This is a genomic window from Actinomadura latina NBRC 106108 (assembly GCF_001552195.1).
Classification (GTDB): domain Bacteria; phylum Actinomycetota; class Actinomycetes; order Streptosporangiales; family Streptosporangiaceae; genus Spirillospora; species Spirillospora latina.
Map to the genome: position 1 here is coordinate 356,214 of NZ_BCQS01000003.1, position 14,424 is coordinate 370,637.

Here is a 14,424-nt window from a genome sequence, read left to right on the forward strand (position 1 = left end):
CGATGCTGGCCACCATGAACACTGACGACGCGATCACGGACTTCTCCCGCCGGCTTGTCGACGTGGACGGCGTGCGGAAGACGGTCTACACGGCGGGTTCCGGGCCGGCCGTCGTGCTGATGCCGGAGATGCCCGGCATCAGCCCCGACGTCCTGCGGCTGGCGCGGTGGGTGCGGGACGCGGGCTTCACCGTCCACGTCCCCTCGCTCTTCGGGAGGGACGGCGCCTATCCGACGGCGAAGGAGGGCGAGCGGGTCGTCCGCCGCGCGTGCGTCAGCGCCGAGTTCCGGGCGTTCGCCGGCGGCGGCACCAGCCCCGTCACCGCCTGGCTGCGCGGGCTCGCGCGCCGGGCCCACGCCGAGTGCGGCGGCCCGGGAGTGGGCGCGATCGGACTGTGCTTCACCGGCAATTTCGCCCTCACCATGACGCTTGAGCCGGCCGTCATCGCGCCGGTCGTGAACCACCCGTCCCTGCCGCTGGACGACCCCGCCGCACTGGAGCTCAGCGATCAGGACGCCCGCGCGATCCGCGACCGCGTCGAGCGCGACGGCTTGAGCGTCCTCGCCTACCGCTTCGACAACGACCGCTGGTGCACCGGGCAGCGCTTTGCCGCCTACCGGGCCCTCCTCGGCGACGCCTTCGACGGCCGCGTCCTCCCGGGCGGCGCCGCGAACACCGACCCGCCGCCGTTCTTCCGCGACGTGGTCGGGACCCCGCACAGCGTCGTCACCGCCCACCTCGTCGACGAGGCCGGCCACCCCACGCTGACGGCCAGAGACGAGATCCTCGCCTACCTGACCGACCGCCTGAAGCCCGGGACGAGCCAGCCGACCGCGTTCTAGAATCTCGTTTCACTGCCGGCGAGTGAGAGGGACCGTCCGATGGGCGAGCAGGGAGAGGTCTCGGAGAACGTGCTCAAGTCGCACATCCCCCATTCTGCCCGGGTCTGGAACTACCTTCTGGGCGGCAAGGACAACTTCGAGGCCGACCGGCAGGCGGCCGAGCGCTCGATCCGCCTGAAGCCCGACATGGTGGAGCAGGCCCGCGCCGACCGGGCGTTCCTCGGCCGCGCCGTCCGTTACCTCGCGGGGGACGAAGGCATCCGCCAGTTCCTCGACATCGGCACCGGGCTCCCCACCGCCGACAACACGCACCAGGTCGCGCAGAGGGTCGCGCCGGAGTGCCACGTCGTCTACGTCGACCACGACCCCCTGGTCCTGGCGCACGCGCGCGCCCTCCTGACCAGCACCCCCGAAGGCGAGTGCCACTACATCGACGCCGACCTGCACGACCCGGACGAGATCCTCTCCCAGGCACGGAACCTGCTCGACTTCACCCGCCCGATCGCCGTGATGCTGGTGGGAATCCTGCACCACATCGAGGGGGCCACCGCGTCTCACGAGATCGTGCGCCGCCTCATGTCGGCCATGCCGTCCGGGAGCCGGCTCGTCATCAACCACCCGACCAGCGTGGTGCACGGCGAACGATCGGAGCAGAGCGCCCGCAAGTGGAACGAGTCCGGAGGCAGGCCCACGGTCACCCTCCGCACCCCCGCCGAGATCGCCGCCTACTGCGACGGCCTCGAGATCGAGGAGCCGGGCGTGGTCTCCTGCTCCCGCTGGCGCCCGGCCCCCGAGATCCGCGAACCCGAGGTGGACGCCTTCTGTGCCGTGGCCCGCAAGCTGTAGCTCACAAGGCGTAGCTCACAGGGCGGACTTGTATTTACACAACTCATCTTGTAAAAAAGAGAACATGTCTCATGGGATCGAGGTCGCGCTCGCCTGCGTCCTTGTCACCGCCGCGTCCGTGTGGTTCGGCGGCTTCGTCGCGATCGGCGTGGTCGCCCGTGTCACCTTCCGGACTCTCGGCCCCACCGACCGCGTCGCGTTCTTCCGCGCCCTGGGCCGGATGTACGGGATCGTGGGAACCGCCGCGCTGGTGATCGCCCTGGGCAGCGGCGCGGCGCTGGTCGCCGGCCGCCCCTGGGGCGGCACGCTCACCGCGACCGCCGTGCTGGCAGCCGCCCTGGTCGCCGCCCTCGGCTTCGGCGTCCTCCAGGCACGCCGAATGACCAGGCTCCGCCGCGACGCCCTGGCCCACCCCGACGACGAGCCGCTGGCCGCCCGGGTCCGCCGCGGGGCACGCGGCGCCGGTCTGCTGCGCGCCTCGATCGGCCTCCTCAGCCTCGCCCTCCTCATCCTCGGAACGATCCTGGCCACCTGACCGCCGGAAGCCGGACGATCAACTGGATCGGGCGGCGAGACGGGCCTCCTCTTCGGCTTTCATCCGGGCTTGGCGGAGGACGCGTTCGGGGACGACCTCTTCCCGTGGCGCGGCCGGGGTGAACGCGTAGCGGTCCACGCCTAGACCGCGAAGGACGGCCCGTTCCACCAAAGAGAACTCGCCCGGGTCCGGCCGGTCGAAATTCATCGGTTCGGCCAAGGTGACCGGTGGGTTGGTGATGAAGCGCGGTAGGCGGCGCAGGTTTTGGGCCTTCGCGTGGAGGATGTAGGGATGCAGCAGGTACACGTCGCCGATGCGGCCGGTGGCCTCCACGAATTCAGTGCATTGGCCGACCAGGTTCGAGTAAGGGAAATCGGCGGGCAGGACGCCCTCCGGGTGGCCGGCGAGGAAGCGCGCGACGGGGGCGATCGAGTCGGCGGCGACGAACGTCGCGCCGCCCTGGTGCAGGACGTCCGACCAGAGGACCAGGGTGAGCAGGCCCTGCTCAGGGGAGTCGAGGAAGTGGCGGAAGAAGTCGCCGTCCTTGTGCCAGTCGGGCGATCGGGACGACGGCGGCGACCATGGCTCTTCTGAGCCCTGCGAAAGGTTGACCACGAAGCCGTCGCCCCAGTTGTAGGGCTGCTCGATCCGGTCTTCGCCGCCTATGAGGTCGCATACGGCGTCCCATGCCTTGGGCGCGAACTCCTTGATGTCCATCTCACGGTGTGCGGGCAGGTGGATCGCGGGCTCCGCCCAGGTCGACCGGTCGTCGGGATCGTAGCCGAGACGCGTCCAGATGGTTCTCGTGTACTCTTCGGCCGCCTCCGGGGTGAAGCAGTCGTTGATGACGACATATCCCCGGTCGAGGAAGTGTTCCGCCTGCTCTTCGCTGAGAATCCGATGGCCAGAGCCCATGAATCGGATGCTAACCCGGCCGTTCGTACGCGCCAATCTCTCGGCGGCGACGAAAAGTTTCGGTTTCTCAGGTAATCCCGATGACGATCAGCACGATGTCAGGCGGCGGTCTGGGTCTTCAAAGGGTGGGCGCTGCCGGCCAGGAGCACCTCCGCCACAAGGGACGGGTCGTCGGCCATGGGGACGTGGCCGCAGCCCTCCAGCCAGACGAAGCGGGCGTGCGGCAGTTTGCGCTGGGCGCGGATGGCCTGGCTGCGGAGGAGCAGGCGGTCCTTGGTGCCCCAGGCGATGGTGACGGGGACGTCCGCGCAGGAGCCGGCGAAGCGGGCGGTGCGGCCCGCGCGGAGGGTCGGTTCGAAGCCGGGGGCCTCGCGCATGGCGCGGGCGTCGCCGGTGAGGGCCTCAAGGTCCATCAGGTCCGGGCGGCCGTAGATCATGCCGAACATCGCGGTGCGGCGGCGCGGGGAGCGGGCCAGGCGGGCAAGGACGGTGTCGGGCACGCGGGCGCCGAGCCGGGACGCGCGCAGGACGGACGCGGCGTAGCGCAGTTCGGCCGCGTTGAAGAAGCCGGCCGGGGACAGCACGGTCGCCGAGCTGGCGAGGCCGCGGTCGGCCGCTTCGAGGGCGAACAGGCCGCCGAGCGAGTTGCCCGCGATGTGCGGCTTCTCCAGGCCGAGCTCGGCGAACGAGCCGGCCAGGATCGAGATGACGGTGTCGAGCGTGTAGGGGGTGCCGGGCGGGAGCGGCGGGGAGTCGCCGAAGCCGGGCAGGTCGACCGCGATGACGTCGCGTTCCGCGGCGAGCAGGTCCATGACGGGGGTCCAGCCCTGGCGGCGGTGTCCGATGCCGTGCAGGAGGACGAGGGGCGGCCCTTCGCCGCGACGATCGAAGACGATGTCCACGGCCGAAGGGTAGGCCGGAAGTTACTCATCGGTCACTAGTGATGCTCGTCACTGCGTGCACTCGGCCGGGCGGCGGTGCTCCAGGGCGCTGCGCAACTGGGCGCGGCCCCGGTGGATGCGGGAGCGGACGGTGCCGAGCTTGACGTTGAGTGACGCGGCGATCTCCTCGTAGGAGAGGCCCTCGATGTCGCACAGGACGACGGCGGCGCGGTACTCGGGGGCGAGCGCGTCCAGCGCCTTCTGGATGTCGGAGTCCAGGTGCCGGTCGTCGTAGGCCTGCGCCGGCGTCGGCTCGCGGCCCTGCAGGCGCTCGGCGGCGTCGTCGCCGAGGGAGTCGAACCGGATGCGCTGCTTGCGGCGGGCGCGGTCGAGGAACAGGTTCGTGGTGATCCGGTGCAGCCAGCCCTCGAACGTGCCGGGGCTGTAGGAGGACAGCGAGCGGAAGACCCGGATGAAGACGTCCTGCGTCAGGTCCTCGGCGTCGTGCCGGTTGCCGGTCAGCCGGTACGCCAGCCGGAACACTCTCGTGGAGTGCTCGCTGACGATCTCCTCCCACGTCGGCGGGGTCCACGCCATCGCACCTGCGCTCACCACTACCCCCGTCTGATACTGAATCGTTACGGCCAAGCATGCCGGTACCCAGATAAGAGCCGTGTAAGGACCTCGCCTGTGGCCGGATGAGGCGATGTGGGATGTGACTCATCTCATTGGACCGGACGCCAATAGGCATTGAGTTCGGCCGCCGTCCACCAGCAGGATCGGAACCGGTTCCACCCCCGACACCTGCGAGGACGTGGCATGGCGCGAAGCTACAACCTGGCCGACCTGATCGAGATCCTGGCCGCGGCCGGGCCGGACCGTCCCGCGCTGGTCGCGGGGGCCGAGCGGCGGACGTACCGGCAGCTCAACGAGCGTGCCAGCCGGGTCGGCCACCATCTGGCGGACGCCGGAGTGCGGCCGGGCGAGCACGTCGCGATCCTCGCCTACAACCGGGCCGAGTGGATCGAGTCGATGCTCGGCGCGTTCAAGGCCCGCGCCGTGCCGATCCCGGTGAACTTCCGCTACGTCGCCGCCGAGTTGCGGCACGTGCTCGACGACTCCGACTCGGTCGCGCTGATCGGGGAGCGTTCGCTCTTGGCGAAGGTGGAGGAGATCCGCGGCGATCTGCCCAAGCTGCGGCACATCGTCGTCATAGAGGACGGCGCGCCCTCCGGCGGGGAGACGACCCCGCACGCCGCCCGGACGGGCCCGGTGGACGACATCCCGGGCGCGGTCGAGTACGAGAAGGCGCTCGCGGAGGCCGGCCCCGGCGACGACTTCCCGCCACGTTCCAGCGACGACCGCTACATCATGTACACCGGCGGCACGACCGGTTACCCGAAGGGCGTCGAGTGGCGCTGCGAGGACATCTTCTTCGGCGCGCTCGGCGGCGGGAACGTCCTCGGCGACCCGATCGGCAGCCCCGAGGAGCTGGCCGCCAACGCCGACCAGCCCGGGATGGCCGTCCTCGACTGCGCGCCCGTCATGCACGGCGCCGGCCAGTGGGTCGCGTTCATGGGCCTGTTCAGCGGGGCCAAGGTCGTCCTCTACACCGACCACGCGTTCGACGCGGACAAGGCGCTGCGGCTGCTCGCCGAGGAGAAGGCGAACGTGCTGATGCTGGTCGGCGACGTCATGGCGCGGCCGGTCGCGAAGGCGCTGGCGGGCGGCGGCCACGACACGTCCGCGCTGATCGCGATCGCGTCGGGCGGCGCGCCGCTCACCGAAGGCGCCAAGCAGGCGCTGCAGGAGCACCTGCCGAACATCATGTTCCTCGACAACTACGGCGCCTCGGAGACCGGCGCGTGCGGCCCGTCCGTCGGCGCCAAGGAGGGCACGGCCCGGTTCATGATGAAGCCGGGCATCACCGTCCTGGACGACGACCTCAACGTGGTCAAGCCCGGCGAGATCGGCAGGCTCGCCCGCAGCGGCCACATCCCGCTCGGCTACTACAACGACCCGGAGAAGACGGCGTCGACGTTCTTCACCGCCGCCGACGGGACCCGCTGGTCGATCCCCGGCGACTTCGCGAGCCTGGAGGAGGACGGCACGATCACCCTCCTCGGCCGCGGCTCCCTCGTGATCAACACGGGCGGCGAGAAGGTCTACCCGGAGGAGGTCGAGGTCGCGCTGAAGGACCACCCCGACGTGTACGACGCGGTCGTCGTCGGCCTGCCGGACGAGCGGTTCGGGCAGCGCGTCGCGGCCGTCGTCGCGCCCCGTCCCGGCGCGTCCGTCACGCTGGAGCAGCTCACCGAGTACTGCCGCGGCCGGCTCGCCGGCTACAAACTGCCCCGGCAGATCACGGTGGTGGACGAGGTGCAGCGCACGGCCGTCGGCAAGTCCGACTACAAGTGGGCGCGCGGCGTCCTCGGGTGAACACGGCGTCCTCGGGTAAATGCGCCGCGCGCGGTTATACCACGGCTGCGCGCGCCTTTCCCGCTGGGCCCCGGTCAAAAATCAATTGATGCCGAAGGGGCGTGTCTTGGGCGCGTTCCGGCGATTATCCCCAGCATGAATGGGGATCGGTTGATACCGCTCGCGCGACGGTATCGCCTGCTCTCTGTGGTCGGCAGAGGGGGCATGGGCACCGTCTGGCGGGCCTACGACGAGATGCTCGACCGGGACGTCGCGGTCAAGGAGGTCCATCTGCCGCCGCGCATCACCCAGAGCGAGCGCAGGGTGATGTGCCGGCGGCTGCTGGCGGAGGCGCGGGCCACCGCCGCGCTCCGGCATCCCGGCGTGGTCGCCGTGCACGACCTGATCATCGAGGACGGCCGCCCGTGGATCGTCATGGAGTTCCTGGAGTCGTCCTCGCTGAACCGCCTCGTCACCGAGGACGGTCCGCTCGGCGTGCGGCGGACGGCGGAGATCGGCGCGGCGGTCCTGTCGGTGCTCCGCGCGTCGCACGCGTCGGGAATCCTGCACCGCGACGTCAAACCCAGCAATGTCCTTCTCTGCGACGACGGGCGCATTCTCCTCGGCGACTTCGGGCTCGCCGTCCAAATGAGCAATGGCCGGGAGATGGCCGACACAATGCCCGCCGGCATTGAGGGGTCCCCCGCCTACCTTCCGCCGGAACGCGTCGACGGGCAGCCGAGCGTGGAGGCGTCCGACCTGTGGGCGCTCGGCGCGACGCTCTACATGGCGGTCGAGGGCTTCTCCCCGTTCCTGCGCTGCCACGCGCTCGCGTCCATGGTGGCGGTGCTGCTCGGCGACTACGCGCGGCCGGTGCGGGCGGGGCCGCTGACCCCCGTCATCGAGGGGCTGCTGCGCCAGCGGCCCGAGGACCGCCTGACGGCCGAGGCCACGGCCGACCTGCTGCGGGACGTCGTCGGCTCCCTCCCGGAACCGGGCATCACGCGGGCGGCGCTCCCGAGGGAGGCTCGCGTCCCGGCCGCGCGCCGGGTCGTCCGGGGGCCGCGCGTCCCGTGGACGCTGCGCACCGGATCGGGCGCCGCGCCATCGTGCGGTGCGCGGCGTGCCCGGCGGCCGCTCCGAGGGCGGCGGCTGCGGCCCGGCGCGGTCGCCAGCGTCGCGGTGCTCGCCGTGCTCGCGGCGGGCGCGGGCACCTGGGCGGCCCGCTGGACGTCGGTCGGCAAGAGCGACGCGCTCGCGCTGCGTCCGGCGGCGGGGGTGACGGCCAAGACGTCGAGGTACCGCGAGGCGGGCGCCTACTCGGTGCGCGTCCCGTCGGGCTGGCAGGCCGAGCGGCGCGGTTCGGCCATGACCTGGAAGGACGCCTCGTCCGGGCGGGGCCTGCGCATCGCTCCCGCACCCGGTGATCCGCTGACCGCGCTGCGCGCCGAAGAGCACAGGGCCGTCGGGCAGCACCGCTTTCCGGGCTACCACCGGCTGCGGCTGGAGCCCGTCCCCGAGATGAGCGCGGGCGCCGCCGAATGGGAGTTCACCTGGCGGGACGGCCGGCACGCCGGCGACGAGGACGGCGTCAGGCACGTCCTGTGCAGCAGGGCGGCCGGATACGAGTTCTGCTTCTACGCGCCCGATCCCGGCTGGACACCGGGCCAGCGCCTCTACGACAGGATCCTCAAGTCGTTCAGACCCGAAAAGGACGACTGACCGGGGCCCGGAGGGGCCGTGCTCGCGTCAGCTGGTCTGCTGGAGGCGGAGGAGGAATTCGGCGTTGGAGGTGGTGCCCTTCATCTTCTCCAGGAGCTGCTCGACGGCCTGCTGCCTCTCCAGCCCCTGGAGGGCGCGGCGCAGGCGCCAGGAGAGGGCGAGTTCCTCGGGGGACATGAGCAGTTCGTCGCGGCGGGTGCCGGACGCCTCGATGTCGACGGCGGGGAAGACGCGGCGGTCGGCGAGGCCCCGGTCGAGCTTCAGCTCCATGTTGCCGGTGCCCTTGTACTCCTCGAAGAAGAGGTCGTCCATGCGGGAGCCGGTCTCCACGAGCGCGGTCGCGAGAATCGTGAGCGAGCCGCCGTTCTCGATGTTGCGGGCGGCGCCGAAGAACTTCTTCGGCGGGTAGATCGCGGTCGTCGCGACACCGCCGGCGAGGATGCGGCTGCTGGACGGCGCCGCGAGGTTGTAGGCGCGGCCGAGCCGGGTGATCGAGTCGAGCAGCATGACCACGTCGTGGCCCTGCTCGACGAGCCGCTTGGCCCGCTCCACGGTGAGCTCGGCGAGCGCGGTGTGGTCCTGCGCGGGACGGTCGAACGTCGAGTGGACCACCTCGCCGCGCACGGACCGCTGCAGGTCGGTGACCTCCTCCGGCCGCTCGTCGATGAGCACGACCATGAGGTGGACCTCGGGGTTGTTCTCCGCGATCGCGTTCGCGACGGCCTGCAGGATCATCGTCTTGCCGACCTTGGGCGGCGACACGATGAGCCCGCGCTGGCCCTTGCCGATCGGCGCGACCAAGTCGATGACGCGGGTGGCGAGCGGGCCGGTGTCGAGGCGCAGCCGCTCGTCCGGGTACAGCGGGGTCAGCTTGCCGAACTCGGGGCGGTTCGCGGCGTCCGCGGCCGGGAGGCCGTTGACGGTCTCGACGCGGGCGAGCGCGCCGAACTTCTCCCGGTTCGACTTCGGCGCCTTCGCGGTGCCCTCGATGGCGTCGCCGGGACGCAGGTGGTGCGCCTTGACCTGGGCGAGGGAGACGTGCACGTCGTCCGGCCCGGGGAGGTATCCGGAGGTGCGGACGAACGCGTGCTTGTCCTGGACGGCGAGGATGCCGTGGAACGGGACGACCGGCGCGTCATCGGCGGGGCGCCGTGCCTGCTGGCCGCCCTTCCGGGCGCCCTGCGCGGGCACGGTGTGCGCCTGCGCCCGCCGGCCCGGGGTGGAGCGCTCCGCGGTGGAACGGTCTGCGGCGACACGTTCTGCGGAGGGTTCGGTGGTGAGGGTGGAAGTGGACATGTGGGTCCCTTCTCAGGCTCGCGCGGAACGGTCCGCGCCGCCTGGACTCGATTCCCGGATACGGCGGCGGAACCCGCGGCGCGTACGCGAGAGGAATACGAGAAATGCAGCTCGGTTCACCGGGCTGACGTCGGCTCCCTTGTGCGGCGGTCCGAAACGCCGAACTGCGCGCTCCGAACCGGGAGGATCACCGGGCGCTCAGATGGCCCGGGCGGGGAAGAAACGCCCTCGATGCGATTCGAGGTACTCCGAAGACGTTGCCTTGACAGTACAGCACTCGAAGCCGGTTTCGCATTCCCCGATGTCCGGTGATTGCCTTCATGCAGGTCGGTTCCCCTGTGGCGAGGTGGCGCGGCGAGGTGGCGCGGCGAGGTGGCGCGGCGAGGTGGCGCGGCGGAGTGTCGCCGGCGCGTGGCCCCCCGGTACTCGCCGCCGTCTCGATACCGGGTATGACTCGGCGAACGCCCTGGGGGTTCCGAACGATTGAGATGCCCCGGGGACGGCCGGCGGAAACGCGCTCCGTACGATGAGCCGCGTCGCAGGCAGAGGGAGGACCCGAGAATGAGCATGGCCGCCGGGCTCGGCTTCGAGGTCGCCGCGGGCGTCGGGACGGTCACCATCGACCGGCCGGCCAAGCGGAACGCCATGTCGGCGGACATGTGGCGGGCGCTTCCCGGCATCCTGGACACCCTCGCGAAGGACTCCGGCGTCCGGGCCGTGGTGCTCACGGGAGCGGGCGGCGACTTCTGCGCGGGCGCCGACATCTCCGAGCTGGGCGACATCCACCGCGACGACGACTCGCACCTGTCGACGGTCGCCGAGCGGGCGCTCGCCGCGTTCCCGAAGCCGACGCTCGCCGCGATCGAGGGCTACTGCGTGGGCGGCGGCTGCCAGCTCGCGGCGGCCTGCGACCTGCGCTTCGCCGCCGCGGACGCCCGGTTCGGGATCACCCCGGCGAAGCTCGGCATCGTCTACCCGGCCGCCGCGACGACCCGGCTCGTCCGGCTCGTCGGGCCGTCCGCCGCGAAGTACCTGCTGTTCTCCGCCGATCTGATCGGCGCCGAGCACGCGCTGCGGATCGGGCTGCTGGACGAGGTCGTCCCGGCCGGCGGCCTGCGCGACCGGGTCGCCGCGTTCACCGGGACCCTCGCGTCCCGCTCGCTGCTCACCCAGCGGGCGACCAAGGACATCGTGGACGCCATCGCCGCCGCCGACCCGGTCGAGGAGCGCACCGCCCGCTGGCTGGCGGAGGTCGCCGCGAGCGGCGAGGTCGAGGAGGGCATCGCCGCGTTCCTGGAGCGCCGCGCCCCCGCCTTCACCTGGACGTCTCCCGCTCGCTGACGGCGGGCCAGGCCGGCACGTCGCAGAACCGGGCCTCGGGGAGCCGGTGCAGGCGCCGCGCCGCGGCGGGCGGATCGTCCAGCGGGCTTCCCGCGGACGTGCGCAGTTCGGCGAGCGGCAGCACGCCGCACACCAGCGACTCGGGCGTGCGGACGATGAGGAGCGGCCCGATCTGCGCGCCTCCCCGCTCGATGCCGCGCAGCGCGCCCAGCAGGTTCCGGGCCCTGCCGGTGGTCTCCCGGCAGTCCTCGCGCAGCGCGGCGACGAGGTCGACGAAGTCGCGTTCCAGGGCGCGCGGGCTGCGTCCGGACAGGTAGTAGCGGTCCCGGTCGGTCAGCTCGACGCGCAGCCCGTGGTGCTCCGCGAACCGCTCGTAGGGGCCGGTCAGCGCGGGCCGCCCGGCGGCCGGGTCGGCGCTGAGACGTCCGGTGACCAGCTCGGCCGGCTCGGCGCCGAGGGACGCGGCGACGGCCTGGTCGAGCCGCCCGACCAGGTGCGCGCGCAGCGCGGCGACCTCGGCGGCCAGCCGGTCGAGGGCCTCGCGCTGCTCGTCGGCCGCCTCCCGCTGCTGCCGCAGCCGTCCGCCGACGTCCGGCAGCAGCCGGTCGTTGATCTGCGTGATCAGCGACCGGATGCGCGCGTCGGCGCCGGCGAGCGCCTCCCGGTCGTGCTCCTGGTCGGCGGCGAGCCGGTCCAGCCGCTCCCGCTGGGACGCCCGGAAGCCCTCCAGCTCGTCCCGGGTGTCTTTGAGCGCGCGGAGCTGGGTGCGGATGTCGGCGATCTCCGGTGCGCCCGGCGAGTGCCGGCGCTCGAACGCCAGGTAGAGCTCCCGGCCGGCGATCGCCAGGCACAGCAGGACCAGAACCACCGTCATCGCGCCCTCCCGGGGCCGTCTCGCGGAGCAAACTATGCCACCCGGTACGGCTCCGGAGCGTGCACGGCGCGAACGTGAAGATCGCTCGAACTCTTCCGGCATATCGGTCATCTCATCCAGTGACCAGGAAAGATTACAAAGGGGTCCGGAAGATGACGCAGAGTGCAAACCGTCGATCACTGCTCATGCTGGCCGGGGCAGGGCTGGCGCTCACGCTCTCCGTCACCGGCTGCCGGGTCGGCGCCCACGTGGGGAACACGGAGCCGACCACCGGTTCGGACGCCGGCAGCACCGGGGGGCCCGGCAGCGCCGGGACCGCGGGCACCTCGTCCGGGCAGAGCCCCGCGGCGCAGGCGCCCGCCGCGAGCGTGCCGAGGTGCACGGCCGCCCAGTTGCGGGCGGACATGCAGGAGCAGCCGTCCGACTCCGAGGAGAAGGTGCTCGCGACCCTGATGCTGACCAACACGTCGGGGCGGACCTGCATGGTCCCGGCCGGCTGGGCGCCGCTCGGGCTCGGCGGCGCCGGCGGCCCCTACTACAGCTCGGCCGAGGGCGCCCGCGAGAACTACCCGGGCCCCGGGGTGAACATCACGGTCCGCCCCGGCCGGACGGTCTTCGCCGGCCTCCGCTACGGGACGAGCCCCGACTGCCCGACCGCGGGCGGCTGGGCGGTGTCCTGGCAGGGGAGCTGGCTGCCCGTCAACGCGAGCTGGCAGAACGGCCCGCGCGAGATGTGCCCGGGCACCCTGTCCCAGGGCACGCTCCAGCCGTCCATGAACGGCGTCAACTACAGCTGACCGGTCACTTGTTCAGGTAGGCGAGGACGGCGAGGACGCGGCGGTTGTCGTCACCGGTCACCGGCAGGTCGAGCTTGGTGAAGATGTTCGCGGTGTGCTTGGTGACGGCCCGCTCGGTGACGACGAGCCGCTCGGCGATCGCGGCGTTGGACCGGCCCTGCGCCATCAGCTCCAGCACCTCGGTCTCGCGCGGCGTGAGCCGGCTCAGCGGGGTGTCGCGGGTGCCGCTGGCGAGCAGCCGGGAGATGACCTCGGGGTCCATCGCGGTGCCGCCCGCCGCGACCCGGCGGACCGCGTCCACGAACTGCGCCGCGTCGAACACCCGGTCCTTCAGCAGGTAGCCGATGGCTCCGGTGCCGTCCGCGAGCAGCTCGCGGGCGTAGAGCTGCTCCACGTACTGCGACAGCACGAGGACCGGCAGTCCCGGGACCTGCCGGCGGGCCTCCAGCGCCGCCTGCAGCCCCTCGTCGGTGAAGGACGGCGGCAGGCGCACGTCGACCACCGCCACGTCCGGGCGGTGGTCGAGCAGTGCCTTCAGGAGCGAGGGGCCGTTGTCGACGGCCGCCGCGATCTCGAAGCCGTGCGACTCCAGGAGGCTGACCAGGCCCTCCCTCAGGAGGGCGAGGTCTTCGGCGAGGACAACGCGCACGGCAGCTCCAGGGTCACCATCGTCGGGCCGCCCACCGGCGAGCTGAGGGCGAGGACGCCGTCGAATGTACCGATCCTGCGCTCGATGCCGCGCAGCCCCGTCCCGCCGTCGAGGGTGGCGCCGCCGCGCCCGTCGTCGGTGACCGTGACGCGCAGCATGCCGTCCTCGTACCGGATGTCGATCCACACGCGGGACGCGCCGGAGTGCTTGGCCGCGTTGGTGAGGATCTCCGACACCGCGAAGTAGGCGGCGGACTCGACCGGCGGCTCCGCCCGTCCCGGCAGGTCGGCGGTGACCTCGACCCGCATCCGGGTGTCGAGCGCGAGCGCCTTCACCGCGTCGCCGATCCCCCGGTCGGCGAGCACCGGCGGGTGGATGCCGCGGACCAGGTCGCGCAGCTCGTGCAGCGCCTTCGCCGACGACGCGCGGGTCTCGGCGAGCAGCAGCCGCGCCTTCGCCGGGTCCTTGTCGAGCAGGTGCTCGATCGCGCCGAGCGTCATCCCCATCGCGACCAGCCGGGCCTGCGCGCCGTCGTGCAGGTCGCGCTCGATGCGGCGCAGCTCGGCGGCGGACGAGTCCACGGCCTCCGACCGGGTCTCGGTGAGGTGCTGGACGCGCAGCGCGAGCTGCGACTTCGTCGTCGGCCCGAGGATCGTCCGGCCCCAGCGCCCGTACACGTTCAGCATCTTCGGCGCGATCGCGTACCCGACGGCGACGAGGGCCGTGGCGACGACCAGGGTGGACACGATGCGACCCATGTCGTCGCCGTATCCCTCGGTGACGTGGACGAAGGCGTACCAGTCGTTGCCGCCGTACCGGCCGATCAAGTCGCCGGCGAACGCGGCGAGGACGTACCCCCACAGCCCGTACAGGATGAGCAGGCCGGGCAGCGCGGCCGTGAAGATCGCGACGAACGGGTCGATCACCACCCACAGGTAGTCGCGCCACGTCGCCGGGTCGGAGATCAGCGCGATGAACCGCTTGAAGTAGCCGTGCAGGCCCGGCTCCTCTTCGGGCTCGGGCAGGTACGGCCGCTGGATCTCGACGTCCGTCCACTTGTTGATGCGCTCGCGGTAGGCGTCGAGCTGGTTGCGCAGCAGCATCGTCGCGGACGGGAACAGCAGCACCCCGACGAAGCTCGTGATCATCGAGATGACCGTGATGAACCACAGCCCGACCAGCGTCGCCGGGACGGCCAGGAACATGAACGCGAGCCCGCGCCAGGCGGCGACAGCGTGCTGCTGCACCCTTGTCTTCTCTTTCACCAATCCAACGCTCACTGGATCCTCCGTAGTTCTCCCGCTGTCT

Annotated in this window: 13 protein-coding genes and 1 pseudogene; 7 read left to right on the top strand and 7 right to left on the bottom strand. The window is 71.8% G+C overall.

Translation table 11 applies throughout. The features are described 5' to 3' along the window. Window positions 1–14 precede the first annotated feature (14 nt). The 3 genes from AL2_RS02405 (at window position 15) to AL2_RS37165 (ending at window position 2,223) form a co-directional block, all read left to right on the top strand. On the top strand, window positions 15–842 hold the full coding sequence (locus tag AL2_RS02405; RefSeq protein WP_083945989.1) for a dienelactone hydrolase family protein: 828 nt from the start codon (window positions 15–17) through the stop codon (window positions 840–842). A 39-nt stretch (window positions 843–881) separates the two neighbouring features. Further along, window positions 882–1,688 (top strand): SAM-dependent methyltransferase, encoded by an 807-nt coding sequence (locus AL2_RS02410; protein WP_067628657.1) that lies wholly within the window; start codon window positions 882–884, stop codon window positions 1,686–1,688. A 64-nt stretch (window positions 1,689–1,752) separates the two neighbouring features. After that, window positions 1,753–2,223: a hypothetical protein gene (locus AL2_RS37165; protein WP_067628659.1), complete on the top strand. Its 471-nt coding sequence runs from the start codon at window positions 1,753–1,755 to the stop codon at window positions 2,221–2,223. Window positions 2,224–2,241: 18 nt separating this feature from the next. Here the strand turns inward: AL2_RS37165 and AL2_RS02420 are convergent, their stop codons facing one another. The 3 genes from AL2_RS02420 to sigE form a co-directional block, all read right to left on the bottom strand. Beyond that, window positions 2,242–3,138, bottom strand: coding sequence for a phytanoyl-CoA dioxygenase family protein (locus AL2_RS02420; protein ID WP_067628662.1), 897 nt, complete (start codon window positions 3,136–3,138; stop codon window positions 2,242–2,244). A 98-nt stretch (window positions 3,139–3,236) separates the two neighbouring features. Continuing rightward, window positions 3,237–4,040 (bottom strand): alpha/beta fold hydrolase, encoded by an 804-nt coding sequence (locus AL2_RS02425; RefSeq protein WP_067628664.1) that lies wholly within the window; start codon window positions 4,038–4,040, stop codon window positions 3,237–3,239. Between the two features lie 48 nt (window positions 4,041–4,088). Further along, on the bottom strand, window positions 4,089–4,616 hold the full coding sequence (sigE, locus tag AL2_RS02430) for an RNA polymerase sigma factor SigE (protein WP_157438025.1): 528 nt from the start codon (window positions 4,614–4,616) through the stop codon (window positions 4,089–4,091). A 222-nt stretch (window positions 4,617–4,838) separates the two neighbouring features. On the opposite strand from sigE, the gene AL2_RS02435 reads away from it, so the two are divergent. Both AL2_RS02435 and AL2_RS02440 read left to right on the top strand, forming a co-directional pair. Beyond that, window positions 4,839–6,458: an acyl-CoA synthetase gene (locus AL2_RS02435; RefSeq protein WP_067628668.1), complete on the top strand. Its 1,620-nt coding sequence runs from the start codon at window positions 4,839–4,841 to the stop codon at window positions 6,456–6,458. A 135-nt stretch (window positions 6,459–6,593) separates the two neighbouring features. Continuing rightward, window positions 6,594–8,159, top strand: coding sequence for a serine/threonine-protein kinase (locus AL2_RS02440; protein WP_083945857.1), 1,566 nt, complete (start codon window positions 6,594–6,596; stop codon window positions 8,157–8,159). A gap of 27 nt (window positions 8,160–8,186) precedes the next feature. On the opposite strand, the pseudogene rho reads toward AL2_RS02440, so the two are convergent. Next, a pseudogene (gene rho, locus AL2_RS02445) lies at window positions 8,187–9,281 on the bottom strand (transcription termination factor Rho); the annotation flags it as partial. Window positions 9,282–10,016: 735 nt separating this feature from the next. Here rho and AL2_RS02450 point away from each other — a divergent pair. Next, the gene (locus tag AL2_RS02450) at window positions 10,017–10,796 is read left to right on the top strand and encodes an enoyl-CoA hydratase/isomerase family protein (protein WP_210748141.1); all 780 of its coding nucleotides are present in this window, start codon (window positions 10,017–10,019) and stop codon (window positions 10,794–10,796) included. On the opposite strand, the gene AL2_RS02455 is transcribed toward AL2_RS02450, so the two are convergent. Continuing rightward, the gene (locus AL2_RS02455; RefSeq protein ID WP_067628673.1) at window positions 10,771–11,670 is read right to left on the bottom strand and encodes a hypothetical protein; all 900 of its coding nucleotides are present in this window, start codon (window positions 11,668–11,670) and stop codon (window positions 10,771–10,773) included. The two genes, AL2_RS02450 and AL2_RS02455, sit on opposite strands and share 26 nt — an antisense overlap. A gap of 152 nt (window positions 11,671–11,822) precedes the next feature. Between AL2_RS02455 and AL2_RS37170 the strand changes: the two genes are divergently transcribed. Further along, on the top strand, window positions 11,823–12,467 hold the full coding sequence (locus tag AL2_RS37170) for a DUF4232 domain-containing protein (RefSeq protein WP_157437972.1): 645 nt from the start codon (window positions 11,823–11,825) through the stop codon (window positions 12,465–12,467). A 4-nt stretch (window positions 12,468–12,471) separates the two neighbouring features. Here the strand turns inward: AL2_RS37170 and AL2_RS02465 are convergent, their stop codons facing one another. Both AL2_RS02465 and AL2_RS02470 read right to left on the bottom strand, forming a co-directional pair. Further along, window positions 12,472–13,116, bottom strand: coding sequence for a response regulator (locus AL2_RS02465; RefSeq protein ID WP_067628676.1), 645 nt, complete (start codon window positions 13,114–13,116; stop codon window positions 12,472–12,474). Continuing rightward, on the bottom strand, window positions 13,080–14,363 hold the full coding sequence (locus tag AL2_RS02470) for a sensor histidine kinase (protein WP_245666265.1): 1,284 nt from the start codon (window positions 14,361–14,363) through the stop codon (window positions 13,080–13,082). Before AL2_RS02470 ends, AL2_RS02465 begins: the two co-directional genes overlap by 37 nt. Between the last annotated feature and the right edge of the window lie 61 nt (window positions 14,364–14,424).